Origin of the sequence: Candidatus Merdisoma sp. JLR.KK006, from assembly GCF_036941035.1 — a bacterium.
Taxonomy (GTDB): Bacteria; Bacillota; Clostridia; order Lachnospirales; family Lachnospiraceae; genus Laedolimicola.
This window is the reverse complement of sequence record NZ_JAYMNS010000033.1, coordinates 21,698-39,398: the sequence shown is the minus strand read 5'-3', so window position 1 is coordinate 39,398 and position 17,701 is coordinate 21,698. Positions and strand designations below refer to the sequence as shown.

At 41.4% G+C, this 17,701-nt stretch carries 20 protein-coding genes and 1 pseudogene; 3 read left to right on the top strand and 18 right to left on the bottom strand.

Translation table 11 applies throughout. The features are described 5' to 3' along the window. Window positions 1–4: 4 nt before the first annotated feature. From VSQ61_RS19160 to VSQ61_RS19110, 10 genes and pseudogenes are all read right to left on the bottom strand, one after another. On the bottom strand, window positions 5–1,180 hold the full coding sequence (locus VSQ61_RS19160) for a hypothetical protein (RefSeq protein WP_334345995.1): 1,176 nt from the start codon (window positions 1,178–1,180) through the stop codon (window positions 5–7). A gap of 300 nt (window positions 1,181–1,480) precedes the next feature. Further along, window positions 1,481–1,762, bottom strand: a pseudogene (locus VSQ61_RS19155) (nuclease); the annotation flags it as partial. Window positions 1,763–1,797: 35 nt separating this feature from the next. Then, on the bottom strand, window positions 1,798–2,769 hold the full coding sequence (locus tag VSQ61_RS19150; RefSeq protein WP_334345994.1) for a serine hydrolase domain-containing protein: 972 nt from the start codon (window positions 2,767–2,769) through the stop codon (window positions 1,798–1,800). Window positions 2,770–3,238: 469 nt separating this feature from the next. Further along, window positions 3,239–3,775 (bottom strand): type III toxin-antitoxin system ToxN/AbiQ family toxin, encoded by a 537-nt coding sequence (locus VSQ61_RS19140; RefSeq protein ID WP_334345993.1) that lies wholly within the window; start codon window positions 3,773–3,775, stop codon window positions 3,239–3,241. A 189-nt stretch (window positions 3,776–3,964) separates the two neighbouring features. Then, window positions 3,965–4,126 carry a PDDEXK nuclease domain-containing protein gene (locus VSQ61_RS19135; protein ID WP_334346007.1) on the bottom strand — a complete coding sequence of 54 codons (162 nt, stop codon included), beginning with the start codon at window positions 4,124–4,126 and terminating at the stop codon, window positions 3,965–3,967. 51 nt (window positions 4,127–4,177) lie between these two features. After that, window positions 4,178–4,516 carry a DUF1016 N-terminal domain-containing protein gene (locus tag VSQ61_RS19130; protein ID WP_334345992.1) on the bottom strand — a complete coding sequence of 113 codons (339 nt, stop codon included), beginning with the start codon at window positions 4,514–4,516 and terminating at the stop codon, window positions 4,178–4,180. A 273-nt stretch (window positions 4,517–4,789) separates the two neighbouring features. Continuing rightward, window positions 4,790–4,909: a helix-turn-helix domain-containing protein gene (locus tag VSQ61_RS19125; protein ID WP_334345991.1), complete on the bottom strand. Its 120-nt coding sequence runs from the start codon at window positions 4,907–4,909 to the stop codon at window positions 4,790–4,792. A 44-nt stretch (window positions 4,910–4,953) separates the two neighbouring features. Beyond that, window positions 4,954–5,718, bottom strand: a complete 765-nt coding sequence (locus VSQ61_RS19120; RefSeq protein ID WP_334345990.1) for a CPBP family intramembrane glutamic endopeptidase — start codon at window positions 5,716–5,718, stop codon at window positions 4,954–4,956. A gap of 477 nt (window positions 5,719–6,195) precedes the next feature. Continuing rightward, the gene (locus tag VSQ61_RS19115) at window positions 6,196–7,455 is read right to left on the bottom strand and encodes a sensor histidine kinase (RefSeq protein ID WP_334345989.1); all 1,260 of its coding nucleotides are present in this window, start codon (window positions 7,453–7,455) and stop codon (window positions 6,196–6,198) included. Next, complete coding sequence (locus VSQ61_RS19110; RefSeq protein WP_334345988.1) at window positions 7,445–8,173, bottom strand: LytR/AlgR family response regulator transcription factor; 729 nt, start codon at window positions 8,171–8,173, stop codon at window positions 7,445–7,447. Before VSQ61_RS19110 ends, VSQ61_RS19115 begins: the two co-directional genes overlap by 11 nt. A 217-nt stretch (window positions 8,174–8,390) precedes the next feature. Between VSQ61_RS19110 and VSQ61_RS19105 the strand changes: the two genes are divergently transcribed. After that, the gene (locus VSQ61_RS19105) at window positions 8,391–9,305 is read left to right on the top strand and encodes an Abi family protein (protein ID WP_334345987.1); all 915 of its coding nucleotides are present in this window, start codon (window positions 8,391–8,393) and stop codon (window positions 9,303–9,305) included. A gap of 168 nt (window positions 9,306–9,473) precedes the next feature. Here the strand turns inward: VSQ61_RS19105 and VSQ61_RS19100 are convergent, their stop codons facing one another. Both VSQ61_RS19100 and VSQ61_RS19095 read right to left on the bottom strand, forming a co-directional pair. Beyond that, window positions 9,474–10,175, bottom strand: coding sequence for a flavodoxin (locus VSQ61_RS19100; RefSeq protein ID WP_334345986.1), 702 nt, complete (start codon window positions 10,173–10,175; stop codon window positions 9,474–9,476). A 26-nt stretch (window positions 10,176–10,201) separates the two neighbouring features. Continuing rightward, window positions 10,202–10,801, bottom strand: coding sequence for a flavodoxin family protein (locus VSQ61_RS19095; protein ID WP_334345985.1), 600 nt, complete (start codon window positions 10,799–10,801; stop codon window positions 10,202–10,204). Window positions 10,802–11,241: 440 nt separating this feature from the next. Between VSQ61_RS19095 and VSQ61_RS19090 the strand changes: the two genes are divergently transcribed. Further along, complete coding sequence (locus VSQ61_RS19090) at window positions 11,242–11,568, top strand: SdpI family protein (protein ID WP_334345984.1); 327 nt, start codon at window positions 11,242–11,244, stop codon at window positions 11,566–11,568. Window positions 11,569–11,592: 24 nt separating this feature from the next. Here the strand turns inward: VSQ61_RS19090 and VSQ61_RS19085 are convergent, their stop codons facing one another. The 6 genes from VSQ61_RS19085 to VSQ61_RS19060 all read right to left on the bottom strand — a co-directional run bounded on the left by VSQ61_RS19085 (window position 11,593) and on the right by VSQ61_RS19060 (window position 16,272). Further along, window positions 11,593–12,582, bottom strand: coding sequence for a PTS sugar transporter subunit IIA (locus tag VSQ61_RS19085; protein WP_334345983.1), 990 nt, complete (start codon window positions 12,580–12,582; stop codon window positions 11,593–11,595). Window positions 12,583–12,599: 17 nt separating this feature from the next. Beyond that, entirely contained in the window at window positions 12,600–13,499 is a 900-nt protein-coding gene (locus VSQ61_RS19080) for an alpha/beta hydrolase (protein ID WP_334345982.1), read from the bottom strand. 316 nt (window positions 13,500–13,815) lie between these two features. Next, the gene (locus VSQ61_RS19075; RefSeq protein ID WP_334345981.1) at window positions 13,816–14,841 is read right to left on the bottom strand and encodes an aldo/keto reductase; all 1,026 of its coding nucleotides are present in this window, start codon (window positions 14,839–14,841) and stop codon (window positions 13,816–13,818) included. 67 nt (window positions 14,842–14,908) lie between these two features. Further along, window positions 14,909–15,133, bottom strand: coding sequence for an acyltransferase (locus VSQ61_RS19070; RefSeq protein WP_334345980.1), 225 nt, complete (start codon window positions 15,131–15,133; stop codon window positions 14,909–14,911). After that, entirely contained in the window at window positions 15,124–15,519 is a 396-nt protein-coding gene (locus VSQ61_RS19065) for an LbetaH domain-containing protein (RefSeq protein WP_334345979.1), read from the bottom strand. Before VSQ61_RS19065 ends, VSQ61_RS19070 begins: the two co-directional genes overlap by 10 nt. Window positions 15,520–15,522: 3 nt before the next feature. Continuing rightward, window positions 15,523–16,272, bottom strand: a complete 750-nt coding sequence (locus VSQ61_RS19060) for an aldo/keto reductase (protein ID WP_334345978.1) — start codon at window positions 16,270–16,272, stop codon at window positions 15,523–15,525. A gap of 522 nt (window positions 16,273–16,794) precedes the next feature. Here VSQ61_RS19060 and VSQ61_RS19055 point away from each other — a divergent pair. Continuing rightward, the gene (locus VSQ61_RS19055) at window positions 16,795–17,685 is read left to right on the top strand and encodes a LysR family transcriptional regulator (RefSeq protein WP_334345977.1); all 891 of its coding nucleotides are present in this window, start codon (window positions 16,795–16,797) and stop codon (window positions 17,683–17,685) included. Window positions 17,686–17,701 lie beyond the last annotated feature (16 nt).

Below are 17,701 nucleotides of genomic sequence, written 5' to 3'. Positions count from 1 at the left end.
TCGTTTACTCCGCCTTTATCAGTTCTCCCGTTACGGCGTCCAGATAAATATTGGTTGCCGCACCACGCTCAAATACCCTGTTCCATACTTCATCATCGGAATCTATTTTCTGTTCCAGGGGCGTATAGATATGCCATGCCGGTGTTAAGATAAGCTCTGGCTTCTGAAAATCAGGGTAATATACCAGTTCAACCTGTGTAAGCTCTGCATCTGAAAGGCCCAAAAGGGTATTATTTTCCAGATACTTTTCCAGAATGCCTGTCACCTGTGAAAATGTGAGAATTTTCCCGTTCCCGGATTGGTCCGTGATTTTGCCGCAGCAATCCTCCAGGCTCAGCATGGCTATGCCGTCCTCCGTGATCCATGCCGTCCCCTGGGGGTGAATCTCCCCTTTCGTGAGCTGGCCGAACTCTGCCGCTATCCCGGTTTTTTCATAGGAGGGCGTAAAGTGCAGCTCATAAAAGGCCGTTTCCTCAAGCTCATAGTACAGAGCTTTTGTAAGGTGTATTTCCGTAATATCCAGGACCGCCAGCTTATTAAGAAGAATCTCCTCTGCACGGGCAGCAGAAAATTTTGCAGAAGCAGCCTCGCCGTCCTGTGTCACATTTATTTCCGGGGCTTTTTTGTAAATGGCATCGCAGCTCTTCTTTAATCTTTCATCCTCATAGCTCGCACTTGTATTTCTCGCAAAGGATGCCTCCTTTTGCCCATCGGAAAAAATCAGGTTCGAATCATCACCGAAATACACCCATTCGGACGGAATATCATCTTCACTCATTTCGCTTAACTCTTTTTCCCTTTGAGCAAGATATGCTGCGGTAATGTCCTTAACATCCTTGCTTTCACTGTCCAGCAGGGCTTTCAGCTTATCCCCGTCCAGGTCATCACGCTTGCCTATGGTCAGCGTTGGAATTGTGTCGGGCACTGTCGGGAGCTTTGCACAAATCCGGATGCCATTTTCCTCTGTTCCTATCAAAGCGTCATAAATGCCGCCCGGATCGGTCCCGCTTTCTTCCTCTGCCGTGTCCTCTGCCGTTATATTCTCCACATCCCTTTCTGCAGAGCCCTTTGCATGTAAAATATCACTGTCCGAAGATGCCTCCGGAGCTTTCCGGCACCCGGTCAAGGCACATATTCCCAGTATGCCTGCCATCAGTACAATGAAACATTCTTTTTTCATTCCATACATACCTCTCTTTCCTGTTTCCCACATGGGTTATGCTATGGATTATACACTTCTATTTGGATTTTTTCTGAATTTGGCGAAATTTTACCATATTTTTTCCGAAAGTGGGCGAAAAGAGCGAAAACCAATGAGGAATTGGCTGGAGAAAATACCAGTGACATTTTGTAAAGGACTTTTTAATTATGTTCACAGAAAATTTATATTTCAGGGTAAAAAATAGACCGGGAACCTGTTTTTTAGATTCCCGACCTAAATTTTTATTTATGCTCTTATTTTCACCTCAATCTACATTACTTATCCGAAAGGAATATTCTGATCTGTTTTTATTTTTTTGACCTCCTCAACAGAAAGACCAACAAATTCTGCAATCTTTTCAAGCGTTATTGTTCCATCTTCCAGCATTTTCTTTGCAACATTTATCATTCCTTCTTTTAATGTCTGATTCCTCATATCTTCCATAGCCCGGCACATAATCTCGATCCCCTCCTTGCTCTCTTTGAAAAATCTCATCCTATCTGCCAGTGTCCCATAGTACATATCCGCTGCGTCTGTGCAGGAGAAGTCATGCATTAACTTCATCAAGAACCGCCTGCAGCTGTTCATACTTGAACTCAATTATCAAATATCGGTTCAATATACTTTGCGATAAGTTCCATTCGGTCCCTGACTTTTGGCACAAATAGAGAAGCAATTGAAATCACCATGTTTTTTTTCGTGTTCACATAAATGGTATTTCCTCCATCCCCCATGGCTGCAAAGCCATCTTTATAAATCCACCATAAATATCCGTAGGACAGATTTTGAGCTTTCCATCGGCTGTGCTCCTTTGTGCTTTCGTTTATCCACTCTGCCGATACGATTTGTTTATGGTTCCATATTCCATGATTTAAATATAGCTGGCCTATTTTTGCCATATCTACGGGAGAGAGTGTAAGTCCCCAGCCTGCCGCATTTACCCCCATAGGGTCGGCTGCCCAGCCGCTGATATCCGTAGACTGATTAAAAGCAAGCTGCTCCTCTTTACTGTGAAATATAATATTCTTTTCAACAACAATTCCCAATGGAGCAAACAAATTTTCCCAAGCAAAATTTATTACTGCTTGTCCCGTTGCCTTACCAAGAATACCGGACAGAATATCCGGGCCAATCAGGGGCGTATATCTGAATTTGCCGGCCTGTCCCTTGCCGCCAAGTAAATCAAGTGAGAATTTTACCCAGTTATCGCTTGTAAAATACTTTATATAGGGGTTAAATTTGTATTTATATGGTGCAGTCATTGTTAATAAGTTCTTTAGTGTAATCGTTTGTATTGTTGTCTCTCTTTTTTTGACTTCATATTCGGGAAAAAAATCCAATACTTTTTGGTCGGGACTTTTGATGCAGCCTTTGTCCATGGCAATTCCTATCAGTATGGAAATGATACTTTTTGTTACGGAATATATATGAATTCGACTGTTGGCAGTACATTCATGAAAGTAATTTTCGTATAATGTTTCGCCGTCTTTTAATACAACGATACCTGCGATGTTTCCATAATCACGCATTACCGCCTTTTCAAACGTTTCTATCTTTCCTTGATTCATGTAATTTTTTTCTCCTTTAAGTATTCTAAGGATATCCTTAGATAAAGGATAAATCCATTAAAAATCATTATCAAGACATATTTTAAAAAATTGTTTCATGCTTATGATTATAAAATAAGGCGGCAAACCTCTTTTTGATTTTTACAGATTCTTCATGTAAAGCATAATATCGGTTTCCATGTGATTATTCTCACAACGCATTTCCATATCGCCATGATACTTCTCTGCCACCCGTTTCACATTTGCAAGTCCGTCTTCTTAGGTTTCCTCTTCTTCCTCTCACCACATTTTCACTATCTCTTTTCTATTAAAAGTGTCGCTAAATGCAGTGTTTATAAGGGTTTGGGAGAAAAAAGAAGAGAAGAGGAAGAACTGATTGATATGTTCGCCTCTACCTTGAGGGAAATATGCAGATGTGGGTGGATGCGGAAGATTCTTTGGAATTGTGGTAGTTCCTATAAAGAGAGGTTCAGTCTGTGCCTCTCTTTATTTTTGAATTATATTTCTCACATTCTAATTCTAATTTAGGAAAATTTAGACAGCGGTTTCTGCCTGAAAATGGCTCATTTGAAATGTACCTTTTATACAAGACGTTTGCTTTATTACAAATTACTTCACTATTGATACGACACCATCCTAATTCTTGAACACACAATCGCTTATAATATTTGATGTTTTCCCTATCTCTCTTAAAAACGGATGTATCAACAAGCTGTAATTGCTCTTCTTCAATAGGTATCATTAGATTGAAATTTAGAACACCTAAAAGCTTCCCGTTTATTTCAATCTTTGAAAAATCCATAGAGTTCTTCATTTTTTTATGCTTTTCTTTTGGTGATGAAAGTGGTATACAATATTTATGAATACCACAAATAATAACAATTCCAACAAAAACCCTGTTATCTTTTCCCGCCTGCGGTGAAACGGAAAGTACTTTATCATCTATATTATGTAAATTACGGATATATTTCATATCCACCTTGTATAAGTTAAAATCTGTCTGCATATTTCTCCTCATAAAAAATGGCTATGCGTTTCCACATAGCCATTTGTGTAGTAACTCCATTAGAGTTGCTAACGCTTTTAGCAGTCCACTTTACGGTAGGACTCACCACTAATAGTATAATACCATATTTCTGAAAATAGTCAATCTTTTTTGCATAAATACATAAAATCAAAACATTTCAGGATATAATTATAAAAAACAAGGTCTATAGTAATCCTCTTTTTCTGTGCGAATGTGTTGCTGTCTTGCAACAAAAGCATATCCTTTTCCCATTTCCATAAGAAATTTCTGAATATGTGTAATAATTCGCTGTTCTAACTCACTCTCCGTAAAGTCCGCATTAGAAGCCAGACCCAGAAATTCCGCTATGACCGGATTCTTGATGAACTCTAACTTATCTGCCTAATAAGAAGCAGTCAGTTCCTTCATTTCTTTTTCAACAGGTTTTGTGTTTTGAGACATCGACATCCGATAGTAGTATTGAGAAGAAACATTCCACTGCAATGTACGAACAGACCATGCCTGTTCCTGAGCTTCCTTCGCATACCATGCTCTTGCTTCTGGTGATGTTTCCTGAAGCAAAATTCTATAATGCGTCCATGACAGCGGACGACCAGACTTTGGACTCAGTGAATCCAAAATTTGAGGGAACTCCTGATGGAACTTCACATACTTGTATAAGCTGCTAAAGTCAAAGCCTTTTCCATATTTTTCTTTCAATTCGGCAGACAACTTCTTCATTGTCTTTTTACCATAGTCTGCTTTTCCGTTTTCGTCCAGACACTTATCTGTTGTTTTTTGAAAAACTTTGGCTTTAAGATGATATTTCCAGCAGTAACCGGTCTACATCCTAACTTCCTAAGCATTTTTCTCATTAGCAACAGCTGAACATTTCGTATGCTCAATGTTGCTAAATCCTTCCATAAAAAAATTCACTAATAATACTGATACACAATATCCATAAGCACCGTTTCTTCCGCCACAGTCTTTGCCCGCTCCCTTAACCTCCACATCTCAATCCCCACTTTCCCATTTTGAAACAGCTTGCCTTGAAATATTAAGTATTTCGGCCAATTTTTCTTGTGAAAGATTTTCTCGCTTTCGGAGTTCTACGAAGCGTTCATATAACTCCATAAATGTCCCCCATATCTACTTTATTTCAACTATGCAGCGGTATTTTACAATATATCTTGTTTTTTCTTAAACATACAAATGAGAATAGATACTACACCCAAAAGTATGAACGAAACTGCAAACCATATATTCAACATATCAGCCTGTACAGTCATCACAATGGTGTTTTGCCAACTGTGAAAAAGCATACAGAGCAAAACGCTTTTTGTCAATACATATATCACAGTAAGGATAAAGCCAGTAATTATACCAATCAAAGCGTAAGAGAGAAAACTTTCCCCTGCCTGCATACTGCCAGAAATAAAGAAATATGGAAGATGCCAAAAAAACCAAACAATGCTGACCAAAACGGAAGAAAATAGGATATTGTACTTTTTATATAGGCAAGGGAGCAAATAGCCACGCCACCCGCCTTCTTCAAGTCCACCACCTAACATAAATTGCCCTGCAAAAGTAATCATAAATGCTTGTACGGAAAGTTCAGCACCTTCAATTTTGAACAAATAAAAATTGAAAAACTGTGCCACAAACAAAGCAAAAACTATTGCATAGTGGGAGACTTTATTGGGCGTCCCTAAAAAGAAATTAAATAGCAATTTTCCTCTAACAAAATATTCTCTAAAAAGAACAAGTGCACAGAAAAGCGGCGAAGCGTTTTCCATAAAGTCCAGGAATGTAAAGAGGGCGGCATGAGAGTTATAATTTATTTTCACCATTAACCCAGCACAGATCCAAGAAATAATAAAAGTACCAATTATAAAAAGGACTGGTCTATAAACGATCTGGCAGTTTTCTTGATTGTTTTTCATTTGGGAATTCTCCTTTTCTAAAAGCTTGATTTTAGAAGTATTTTACAAGAAGCAGTGGTTGCCTGCTACCAGCTATTCTTTGAATTTTGTCAACCGCTAGTTACTATTGAAATCTTCATTTCCTGCCTCTTGCCTGTCTATGCCGAATTATAATGTAACAGCCAAGGGTGCAACAAAAACACCGCTCCGATTTTTACCGGAAGCGGCGTTTTGCGAAAGGTTGACAGTCCATTTTGTTGTTGTGTTTTTGTATGCTCTTGTTAAGGGAAGATATCAAAACATATTTTAAAAAATTGTTTCATGCTTATGATTATAAAATAAGGCGGCAAACCTCCAATGTCATTTAGTTAAGCCCCAAAAAGCTTATGAAGGCTCCAGGCAAGAACCGCCACCCCTCACCGGGGCGGCCCTCCTCCCTTACGCCGGTAATTTTACAAGGCTTAACTAAATGACATTGGGCAAACCTCTTTTTGATTTTTAGAGATTCTTCATATAAAGCATAATATCGGTTACCATGTGATTATTCTCACAACGCATTTCCATATCGCCATGATACTTCTCTACCACCCGTTTCACATTTGCAAGTCCGATTCCATGGCCTGCCAAGGATTTTTCCGACAGCCTTCGTATCTCACAGGCTCCGTCAGGAATGTCCCGGCAGCTATTAACCATATACAGGAATAGAACGCCGTTCTCCATCCTTATACTGAGCCTTAAAAGCCGTTCCTCCGTCTTCATGGCTGCGGCTATGGCATTGTCCAGAAGATTGCCCACGATCACATTGAAATCAAAGGATTGCAGCTTCATTTTCTCGGGAAGCACAATGTTTGTCTCCACCTGCTTTAATTCTTCCTTGGCCCTCCCAAGCTTAAAGTTAAGCAGACTGTCCAGAGCCTCATTTCCCGTATAAACGTGCTCTGACGGGTTCTGCATAAATTCCTGCATGGATGCAAGGTACTCGGTCATTTCCGGCTTTGAGCCCTTGGCCAGTCCCTGAAGCGTCAGCACATGATTTTTCATATCATGCCTTAACGCCCGGATGCGGCTCTGGGATTCCATAATAACCTCCAGCTGGTTTTGGTAAGCAATTGTCTGCTGCTTATAAATATCCTGCTCCCTAAGCTGTACGTAATTTTTAAGGAGAATGTGATACAGGTAAAACACGCACAGGTTCAGAGCAATTATGACAGCGCACAAAAATGCCGCCATACCTCTGTCAGCGCTTCCATACAACAGCCGAAAAAATGCCGCCCCGCTTAACAGGGGAATCACGATCAGCAAAAGCATTTGTTTTTTATCAAGTGCTATCTCCCTGCCCTCCTTTGGATCGGGAATATGGCAGATAATCAGCACACAGGCTAACAGAAACAGGGTCCAAACCGCACTTTGCTGCATTTCCGCCTCCGCAGGGACTATGCGTGCTGCCGCCGCCCCGCAGCCTGTATCCATGCAGACATAAACCAGAGAAATCCACAATTTTTTCTCCCATGCCCCACGGTAAAAGCAGGCTACGCCCAGGATACCTGCCAGACTGCACAGCTCGTAAGGAAGCGATATGGAAAACGCACCGTATGCGGCTGCTGACAGCAGATAGTATCCTGCAAAAACAGGCTTCCACAGGAAAGGGTTCTTATCCCCCGGGTACAGAAAGGCATCCAACACTTTTTTTAACAAAGCCGTGTGCAAAATATGAACGATTAATATTACGGCCAGCCCGTATGCTGTCTTACCATACATGGCACATTTTCTCTTTTAAATATTGTTTGATTTTTGCCCTTACCTCTTTCCGGTATGGTTTGCTGACGCTTAGGACGTCGCCGTTCATCATTTTTATGCTTTCGTAAGAATACTCCATCACAAAGGGCTGGTGGATCACATAGGACTGATGAATCATCAAAAAATCCCCGGGAAGCTGATCCATGATAGTTTTTAATTTCCCATAAAATTCTTCCTGCCCGTCTTTTTTTATGATCAGTATCTTTTTATCCATACTCATAAAATATACAATATCCTTTACCGGAATACGAAATAGCTGTCCGCCTTTTTGGTACGCAAAGCAGCTTTTGGCATACTTTTTCCGCTTCATGCTTCTTTCAAGCACTTCCCTAAGCTTTTTTGGGGAAATGGGCTTTACCAGAAAATCAAGGGGCTGCATTTTGAACAGCTCCATGGCATATCCCTGCTTTGCGGAAATATAGACAATATGGGTCTCCGTATCCCCCATCTCGTCACGGATAAAAGCACCTGTCTCTATGCCGTTTTTCTCAAGCAGCTCAATATCAAGAAAAAGGAGATCCAACCTGGCTCCTTTTCTCAAATCCTCTTCCAGGCTCTCTCCGCTGTACCACACTTCGATGTCGAATTTCACCAGGATATCCGCCGACAGGGCTTGAAGCTGTTCCTCAAGCAAGGAACACAGTATTTTATCATCATCGCATATTCCTATTCTGTACATGCTGTGCCTGCTTTCCTTTCAAACGATAGTTCCTATTATACTTTACTTTCAGGATACTATCAAGGCTTAGGGGCACCTGCTGACAAATCAAATTATACAAAAAAGGCTTGACTTTCAGCAGTGCATCTCCTATACTGAACATAACAGAACCCACCACGCCTCTGGTTATACTATGCGCAACCCGGTGGGACTTTCTATTTCCAGCGAGGTCTCTATAATGAATTCTTATCCAAAGCAAATCTTAACTATTTCTCAACAATTACAAACCTATATAGATGCCGGCATGACTGTTTCTTCTGTTGATGAAGCTGCTGCTGCATTAACTACAATTGGTTACTATCGACTGAGAGGTTACAGTTTCCCTCTCTATGATAATGCATCCAAACGCTATCTTGTTGGTACAGATTTTTCTAATATATTGAAGCTGTATCATTTTGATATGGAATTATCCAGATTGTTGTTTGGAATGGTAACCTGTATTGAAGTTGCCTTACGTGCCAGACTGTCGGATGCCTTGCTAACATATCATGACGCATTGATTCTGACAGATCCATCTGTTTTTTGTGACAAAAAACTCTTTTGGCAAAATCTCTCTTCTTTGTCTTCCCAAATCGCACGTTCAAACGATGTGTTCATACGCCACAATTTTCAGAATCATGATGGCGAGATCCCTTTATGGGCTGCTGTTGAAGTTATGTCTTTTGGTACACTTTCTAAAACTATTAAAAATCTAAAAACCGGAAAGAACAGTGCTTATACCATTTTAGCTGGTTATTACCGTTACATTTCTCCTCGTGGAAAGCTAGTCAAGCCTTCTTTGAGAATGTTGTCTTCATGGATTCAATCTGTTTCCGTACTGCGAAATATGTGTGCTCACAATAGTCGGATTTACAACCGCACCATTAACACCTTTCCGGAACTGCTTATGGTTGATCGAACAACTCCTGCACCTTTGCACAATGGCTTATACCAGATTCTTTTAGCTATGAAGTATCTTAGACCGACAGATAAAATCTGGGAAAATTTCTATACTGATCTTCGAAATCTTTTAAAAAAATATAATGGTTCCTTTGATTTTAACTGCATGAATTTTCCTGCTGACTGGTCCGAACATCTTAATTTACATACATAAATTTGAATGCTATACATATGCTATTTTTGACAGAACCATCCAAGCCTCTCAAAAGAATGCTCAAACCGGATGGACGTCTTAGGGGGTGATGGGAACATCATCCCCACTTTTTAATCGTCTCTTTCCACTTCCTTATTCTCTTTCATGCTGAACTTTTCACTGCATATTTTACAATCCTAAGCTTTCTACCCATGCCTTAACATCTTCATCTGAAACACCAGAACTAAACCGCATCCCTTCCTGCCATTCTCCCGTCCCAGCCATCTCTGCCAACAGTTCTCCACTTTCTCCCAAATCGGAAGAGGAAGATGTACAGAATGGAATCACAACTTTCCCAGCAAAATCATTTGCCTTTACAAAACTATCTACCGGCCATGCCGAAATACCCCACCATATGGGGTAACCCAAATATACTACAGATACCTCATTCCAATTATCTACCGTCACTGAAACTAATTTTACTTCTCTCTGATCCGGATTCTCACGTTCCCTGGCTACACGACTGTCATCATTTGCCCAGTCCAAGTCCGCACTTGAGTATGGCTCTACCGGCTCCAATTCAAATAAATCTCCTCCTGTGGTTTCTGCTATTACATTTGCAACCTGCTTTGTATTTCCCGTTGCAGAAAAATACACCACCAGCGTTTTTGTTTCCATATCCGTCTCCTGTTCCGGCTCCGAGGCCATTGCCTGCAATTCCTGATTTTCTGTTTTGGAGTTCTCCTGCTCATAATCCGTGGCTTGTTCTGTCTGTCCATTCCTCCGGGGCAAAGTACTTTTTGCTGCGTTTCCGGCGTCTTCCTTATTCTGGCATCCGGCCATCATAAGGAACAGCAGGAGGAATGGCAGCAGGAAAATTTCTTTTTTCATCTTATTTTCCGCCTTTCTCTGAGAGCCTAATGGGTATCCTTATGTTCCTTGGCAGTATTTAAGGCCTTAAGCAAATATGCCATATTCCTCCCCAAGCTTCTCATAGTCTCAAGCCCCTCTTGGTCGCCCTGAACCTCTCCCGGCATCCGGCCATAGGCCATAGGCCAGTAAGAAGATCCGACGATAAACATATCCTGCAACATGAAAAAGTGATTCATGGCATCCAGTGTGTTCAGCGCCCCGCCACGACGTGCGGCCGTAACTGCTGCACCCACTTTATGCCGGAGAAGATTCTCGCTTCGGTTCATGTCCGCCACTACCGATGCTCTTTCCAGAAATGCCTGCATATTGGCGGAAATATTTGCCGTATATACCGGTGAACCAAGGATGATCCCATCCGCCTGTACCATTTTTTCGTAAATCTCCTGAAACAGATCCTTTTTATGAACACAATTTTTTCTGCCCCCGCAAGCCCAGCAAGCCTTGCATGGTTCTATCACCTTACCGGCAAGCTGTATCATTTCAGTTTCTATTCCATCCTTATTCAGTTCCTCCAATACAGTGCTTATAAGAAGTGCTGTATTTCCGTCCTTCCTTGCACTGCTGTTAATTGCCAAAACTTTCATATCTCCTCCATACCAGATTATTTAGTACATAATGTTAAGGAATAATATTCCGTGAATATTTATTACATATTTCAAAAATATGTTCCTCACATCAATGTCAGTATAAATCCCAAACTCATAAATATCAAATACATATAAAGAATATGTTTTCATACTCAAAAAGTATTCTCTTGATTATAATTCATGCAAAATCAAGAATATGGTCTGAGAAAAAACTACTTATCCGGAAAAACAATAAACACAGGCAATCTTAAACCGATATACCGTGGTGCAATCAAGCAAAACCTATTCAATAGTCTATATTTATTGCAAAAAAATAACTCCCTTTTCGAAATTGTGTACCCATTGGGAAAGAACTTATAAATATACCTTGTAAATGGCAGATGAAAATTTTATAATCAAATATATAAATCAAAATTTGTGAAAGAGAAAAGTGATACATGGAATTTATATTATTACTGTATATAATTTTTGCATTTATTTTAGGAACTTTAGCCTTTGTATTGAAGAAAAGACACTCTCAATTTCCTGATTTTAGAGTAGGATACCATAATAAAAAGATAATAGAAAATAAAGAAAAGTGGGAATATGCAAATAATGTTGCAGGAAATTTGTGTGCCTTGTTTGTGGTTATTGATATTATTGTTTCTGTAATTTTATATTTTGTTAAAGCAAATATAGGCACAACAATAATTACATTTTTTATATATTCTATAACTACAATATTAGTTATTTTAATTGTACCCATACAGTTATCAAAAAAGTAATTATTATACTTAATGATACAATTTTTAGAAATTAATATTAAAGAATCCGGTACCGAGCATGATCGGAAGAACCGGTGCCACCGAACCGGAAATATAGCTTAAAACAGCGCCCGGTAATTTCTTCATATCAAGTTTTCCTTTAACAGAGTTTTCGCCGACTGCTGAATCTAAATCTTCGTCCACAGCAGCCTCTGCATTCAGGTTTGCAATGCTGCAAAATTCTGTATACACCTCTCCCACTGTCGGACCGATAATGATTTGCAGCTGACCGCCCGAAAACCGCACACCCAATACTCCTTTTATTTTTTTAATGGCAGCTAAATCTGCTTTTGCATTATCCTTTAATGTCAATCTGAGTCTCGTCATGCAGTGCAGTGCTCCGGTAATGTTTTCCCTTTTTCCAACCTGTCTCAAAATCTGGTTGCAAAGCTCTGTATACTTTGATACTTCTTTTCCTTTTTCAAGTTTTTTCACATCCTCAGGTTCTGTATTTTCACTTTCATTTTTTACAGCCTCCACCCGGAACACGGACTCGCCTCTTTTTACATGGCAGGGAGCCTTCGGTGTGATATCCCAGCCATTCGCATCCGTGATAATGAGCATCGTACTCATATCATAAGTTTGGGAAAGCTTTTTTAAATCTGCTTCTACGATCGGATCTCCCGCTTTAACCTCATCTCCTTGTTCTCTGCCGAAAAGCCGAAATCCGTCACCTTTTGCCTCGACCGTATTCACGCCGCAATGTACCAGGATTTCTATACCGTTGTTTGTAGTGACGCCATAAGCGTGTCCTGTCGGAAACACTGCGCTCAATGTGCCGTTTGCAGGCGCACACAGAACCACCTTATCTCCATTATATTTGAAAGCCACACTCTCGCCCAGCATTTTCTGCGAGAAAGTTTCATCTGATACTGTAGTGACATCGATCAGTTCCCCATCTGCTATGGCAACGATTTCCTCATCACTTACATTCACATCCGGTAAGTTTCGTGTTTTTGCATCCAGCTTCCCCATTTTTCTGATCCTCCGTTTTAAAAATTAGATTTTATATATTCTTTAAAGAAAGCACATTCCTCATCGTTACACTGCCGTGCATGTGCATTCTTGATATCTAAGTGAAATACATGTCCTAATTTCTCGTCTTCCGCTTTATAATATCGAACAGCAAACGGCACATTTTTTTGAATCATAACCGATACAATATCTGGTATCTGATATTTCAAAAAATCATCTTCTGCCGTCATCAGAAACGTTGGCGGAAACTCTTTCGTAATCCATTCGGATACGTTCACCAGAGAAAGTTCCTCGCTGTTTCCCTTGTGTTCCAGATAATCCGTCATCAGATCTGTCGAAAATTTATCCTTTGGCTTATCAGACACCGTAATCTGATGCACCGCACAATTCAAAGCCACTGCAGCAGGCACGAAATCCTTTGGCGGAGAAAATATGTAACATGAACAATAATCCGGGTTCGTACACATCACGCAAAACAGAGCCAGCGTATGTCCTCCTGCAGAATCTCCTACCGCAAAGATATGAGCCATATCAAATCCATACTTCTCTGCATGGATCTGTATCCAGGAAAAAACCATACAGGTATCTTCCAGCGGGGCAGGAAATTTATGTTCCGGCGCCAGCCGATAGGAAAAATTTACAACGGCAAATCCTCTCTCTGCAAGGCTCATGCAATAATACTGGTATCTGCTCTTATCTCTATAAACCCATCCGCCTCCATGCACGCTGACAACCACAGGAAGCTTTTCATCTCCGGCGTTTACCGGTCTATACACATCCAGGCTCTGCCATACCGGATCTGTGCCATAAATAATATCATCAAATCTTACAACTGTTTCCGGCGTTTCTAATCCTTCATCTCTTTTGGCATCCGTACTTCCAAAATTCTTCCGTATTTTCTCGCTTATTTCAGACATTTTTATCTTCCTCCTGTATTTCATTATATTCACCTTTCTTTCTGTGAACAATGTCCAAAACCATTATGATAAATTGACATTTTTTCATATTTAATGGCTTAGAAAATGAATGATTTGTTCCTTTCAAAAACAAAAGACAGCATCATTCATTTAAGATGCTGTCTTTTTATAGTGCGCCTGGCAGTGCGCGTTTCCATCAATTTTTAAGGAATCTGCCCATATCCAACCAATGTTTTTGTTCCAACTTATACTTCCTATTCTTCTGTCAAATTGGATTCAGACAACTCTAATTGTTTATCCAATGGCAAAATGTCTCTCAATACCAGTCATGCTTCTCCCCACGGTCAAGGGCATTGATTCGACCCATTTCTTCCTCGGTCAGCACAAAGTCAAACAGCTCTGTATTTTCCTGGATATGATCGGGATTGCTGGAGCCGGGAATCACTACCACGCCTTTTTGCAGATTCCACCGGAGAATGACCTGGGCAGAGGATTTTCCGTGAACTGCCGCAATTTCGGAAATCACCTCATCGTTAAGGAGCTCGGCCGTATACCCTCTTCCTCCCAGCGGATACCAGCCCTGTACCACAATCCCGTGGCTTTGAATATAGGGAATCACATCATTTTCCTGATAATATGGATGGATCTCATTCTGAACCAGAGCGGGCTTGATATTTACCTGAGGTAAAAATTCTTCCAGTTCCTCTACGTACCAGTTTGACAAGCCAATGGAACGGACTTTCCCATCCGCCACCGCCTGCTCCATGGCAAGATAAGCCTCCACGTCACCCGTCCCGGGATGATGGAGCAACATCATATCAATATACGCAATGTCCAGCTTTTGAAGAGCCTCCTCAATCGCCGCTTCGGGTTGAGAAAACTGATTCGGATACAGCTTGGTAATAACAAAGATTTCCTCCCTCGGTATGCCGGAATTTCTGACAGCCTGCCCCACACTTTCTTCATTGTGATACATATAGGCGGTATCTATCAGGCGTACGCCCCTTTCTAATGCTGCCGTAACGGAATCCACACAAACCTCACCAGTCAGGCTGTAGGTACCTATGCCGTAAATGGGCATTTCATATCCGCTGTTCAGCATAACGGTTTTAGTTTCAAAGTTAAATGAACTATCCTCTTTCATGGCTTGTTCCTCCTGCTCCTTTGCCCTTTTTGTTTCCCCATCCGGTTCTGCTGGCTCTTCCCTTTGGGAGCCTGCTGCCGGCTCTATTGCTTCGGCATTTTCTGACTGATCGGATTGCTCCGTCCCGATTCGGGTCCCACAGGCTGACAGCGCAGTAATAAGCAGACCTGCCAGCATAAGATGAAACAGTCGATTCATGTTGCATTTTCCTTTCTCTGAGCTGTTTGTGTATTTGTACATAAAGAGATACTGCTTCGGCGTTTCCTTAAGTCTGTCCATGCTCTTTGGACATAGCGGTACGCTCCTGCAGTGATTTTTCCGGGATCACTTTCAATATTTTCGCAGGTACGCCACCTACCACCGCCCCAGGCGGAACATCCTGGGTTACTACGGCGCCTGCCGCAACAACCGCCCAATCTCCAAGGGTTACTCTGGGCAGTATCGTTGCATTCGAGCCAATCCATACATGGGTGCCTATTGTTATGGGCACATAGTGGTTTTTTCTGTTTTCCTTTGGATCAAGATCGTGGTTGATTGTTGCAACACTACATTGTGTCCAATGAGCGTGCCATCCCCAACCTTTATTCCTCCCTGGTCCTGAAAATGGCAGCCGGAATTGATAAAGACATCCTTTCCGATTGTGATATTCTTTCCAAAATCCGTATAAAAGGGCGGAAACAACCGAAAGGAATCATCGATTTTTTTCCCGGTCAGCTTTCCCATAATCTCCCGAATTTCCTCCGGAGTGTGGTACTGCATATTCAGCTCCATGCCTATGCGGACAGCCTCCTGAAAAAGCTCGTCTGCATAGGTGCTGCGCCGGGCATCTTCCCTGGCGTCCTCCCGAAAACCATCGATTACTTCTTTTACTGTCAAGGCTTACATCTCCTTTTCCCATTCCCGGAGCGTATGAACACCGGTTTCATCACCCAGTTTTTCCAGATAGGGATTATAGGAATCGCCACGGCCGCTTCCTTTGGGAAATGGGTTTGCCTCATTATATCGCCCGGTAAGCGCTCCCTGTTCCAGTACCATATAAGAAAAAAAGGTAATGTTATGTTCCTTACAGTAATCAAGAATACCGGCTCGTTCCGAAGAACGGTGCAGCAGGCTGAAATGATTTTGTACCGCAGAGATTTTCAAGTCTTCTGCCGCAAGAATCTCATTTACACGCTTGATTTCAGCAAGGTTATGATTGGAAACACCGATTGTCTTTATCTGTCCGTTTTTTGCAAGCGGAATTAAATCCGGTGTCCATTTTTCAACATCTAAGGGATTGTGAATCCAGTAAATGTCAATTCTATCCGTATGCAGACGTTCTTTGCTGCCGTCAAGCATTTTCTGCATGGCATCCGATGACGATCCGGCAATCTGCGGGGTGAATTTTGTGGATAGAATAACCTCTTTGCGTGGTACTTCTTTCACAAAATCTCCGAGGATACGCTCAGAGCTGCCCTCTCCATAAACGGCGGCAGTGTCCCACAAATATAATCCGCACTCCATAGCTTTCTCAAATACCGGTTTCAGATCGGCCTTAGAGAGATGGTTTCCAAACACCTGATCTCCCCCGGCCGCACCAGCGCCCCATGACCAGGCTCCTAATGCAATCTGCGGTAATAATTTATCCATAATCAAATCCTCCTGAGTATCAATTATTTTATTTCAAGCCTTTTTCGAAGAACTTCCTCCTTTCGGATTTATTATAATATTGGCATCTTTTAATATCAAATGCATATAGAGAATAGAATTGCATACTTGAAAGGTATGAAACTTCCTGCTATAATCACCCCTATCATATTCACCCTAATCAATCACAATCTTAAAAAAACAAAAACTTTTTGGAATTTCACTGAATGAAGCTTCGCCTGAAATTTGACAGCTACATACGATTCAGAAAAAGAAGTAAAAGAAAAACAGATGCCAAAGAGCTTTCATAAGCTTTTAATCTAACCCATATTGAAAATAGTCCAGCTAAAAAATGTAAAGTGTTTAACAGAAATATTTTCTGCTGGACGGTAAAGTTGCGAAAGCGCACGAGAGGAACTTTCATGAGTGCACTTTCGAATGAAAGTTTCTCTCATAGGTGTGCACTGAAGTGACTTTACCCTTTCGTACTGTTGCGTAGCAACTTAAAAATAGGAGGATTCACATTTGGATATTCGGGTATTGCAGTATTTCCTTGCCGTTGCAAGAGAGGAAAGCATTACAAAGGCAGCGGAACGGCTTCACATGACACAGCCGCCCCTTTCCAGGCAATTAAAAGATTTGGAAGAAGAATTGGGAAAGCAGCTCTTTATCAGGGGCAGTAAAAAAGTCACACTAACAGAGGACGGCATCCTGCTGCGCAAACGTGCGGAGGAGTTGGTTGACCTTATGGAAAAAACAAAGGCGGAAATGGCTTCCTCCAGTGAAAACATAAGTGGAGATATTCATATCGGCTGCGGAGAAACAGAGGCCATTTCTTTTCTTGCGCAGGCCGCATGGGATTTGCAGCAGAAATATCCGCTCATCCATTATCATCTGTACAGCGGCGATGCCGAACGTGTCCTGGAACGGCTGGATAAGGGATTGATCGACTTCGGACTTTTGGTCGGTCCCGTAGATATAAACAAATACGATTATATGAGACTTCCTTTTAAAGACACATGGGGCGTTTTGATGCGAAAGGACAGTCCTCTGGCAGAAAAGGAAAAAATCACAGCGGAAGATTTGTGGGATAAACCGTTGATTCTCTCCCATCAGACATCCATCAACAGCGAAATGTTCTCCTGGTTAAAGACCGATCTGTCAAAGCTGAATATCGCAGCCACCTACGATTTGATCTATAATGCCTCGCTGTTTGTAAAAAAGGGCTTCGGTTATGTGATTGCGTTAGACAGGCTGATTAACACCACCGGAGACAGTACGCTTTGTTTTCGTCCCCTTTCCCCCGCTTTGGAAGCCGGGCTTTGTATTGTGTGGAAAAAACACCAGGTATTTTCGAGAGCTTCCAACGCTTTTCTGAAACAATTGCAAAAAGAGCTGGAAGCTTTCGAACAGTAAAAAGCGTCCGAAAGCC

What these genes read in the sequence shown, in the direction of transcription:
- VSQ61_RS19160 (WP_334345995.1), bottom strand. Translation starts at nt 1,180, where the DNA reads ATGAAAAAAGAATGTTTCATTGTACTGATGGCAGGCATACTGGGAATA.
- VSQ61_RS19150 (WP_334345994.1), bottom strand. Translation starts at nt 2,769, where the DNA reads ATGAATCAAGGAAAGATAGAAACGTTTGAAAAGGCGGTAATGCGTGAT.
- VSQ61_RS19140 (WP_334345993.1), bottom strand. Translation starts at nt 3,775, where the DNA reads ATGCAGACAGATTTTAACTTATACAAGGTGGATATGAAATATATCCGT.
- VSQ61_RS19130 (WP_334345992.1), bottom strand. Translation starts at nt 4,516, where the DNA reads ATGAAGAAGTTGTCTGCCGAATTGAAAGAAAAATATGGAAAAGGCTTT.
- VSQ61_RS19125 (WP_334345991.1), bottom strand. Translation starts at nt 4,909, where the DNA reads ATGGAGTTATATGAACGCTTCGTAGAACTCCGAAAGCGAGAAAATCTT.
- VSQ61_RS19120 (WP_334345990.1), bottom strand. Translation starts at nt 5,718, where the DNA reads ATGAAAAACAATCAAGAAAACTGCCAGATCGTTTATAGACCAGTCCTT.
- VSQ61_RS19115 (WP_334345989.1), bottom strand. Translation starts at nt 7,455, where the DNA reads ATGTATGGTAAGACAGCATACGGGCTGGCCGTAATATTAATCGTTCAT.
- VSQ61_RS19110 (WP_334345988.1), bottom strand. Translation starts at nt 8,173, where the DNA reads ATGTACAGAATAGGAATATGCGATGATGATAAAATACTGTGTTCCTTG.
- VSQ61_RS19105 (WP_334345987.1), top strand. Translation starts at nt 8,391, where the DNA reads ATGAATTCTTATCCAAAGCAAATCTTAACTATTTCTCAACAATTACAA.
- VSQ61_RS19100 (WP_334345986.1), bottom strand. Translation starts at nt 10,175, where the DNA reads ATGAAAAAAGAAATTTTCCTGCTGCCATTCCTCCTGCTGTTCCTTATG.
- VSQ61_RS19095 (WP_334345985.1), bottom strand. Translation starts at nt 10,801, where the DNA reads ATGAAAGTTTTGGCAATTAACAGCAGTGCAAGGAAGGACGGAAATACA.
- VSQ61_RS19090 (WP_334345984.1), top strand. Translation starts at nt 11,242, where the DNA reads ATGGAATTTATATTATTACTGTATATAATTTTTGCATTTATTTTAGGA.
- VSQ61_RS19085 (WP_334345983.1), bottom strand. Translation starts at nt 12,582, where the DNA reads ATGGGGAAGCTGGATGCAAAAACACGAAACTTACCGGATGTGAATGTA.
- VSQ61_RS19080 (WP_334345982.1), bottom strand. Translation starts at nt 13,499, where the DNA reads ATGTCTGAAATAAGCGAGAAAATACGGAAGAATTTTGGAAGTACGGAT.
- VSQ61_RS19075 (WP_334345981.1), bottom strand. Translation starts at nt 14,841, where the DNA reads ATGAATCGACTGTTTCATCTTATGCTGGCAGGTCTGCTTATTACTGCG.
- VSQ61_RS19060 (WP_334345978.1), bottom strand. Translation starts at nt 16,272, where the DNA reads ATGGATAAATTATTACCGCAGATTGCATTAGGAGCCTGGTCATGGGGC.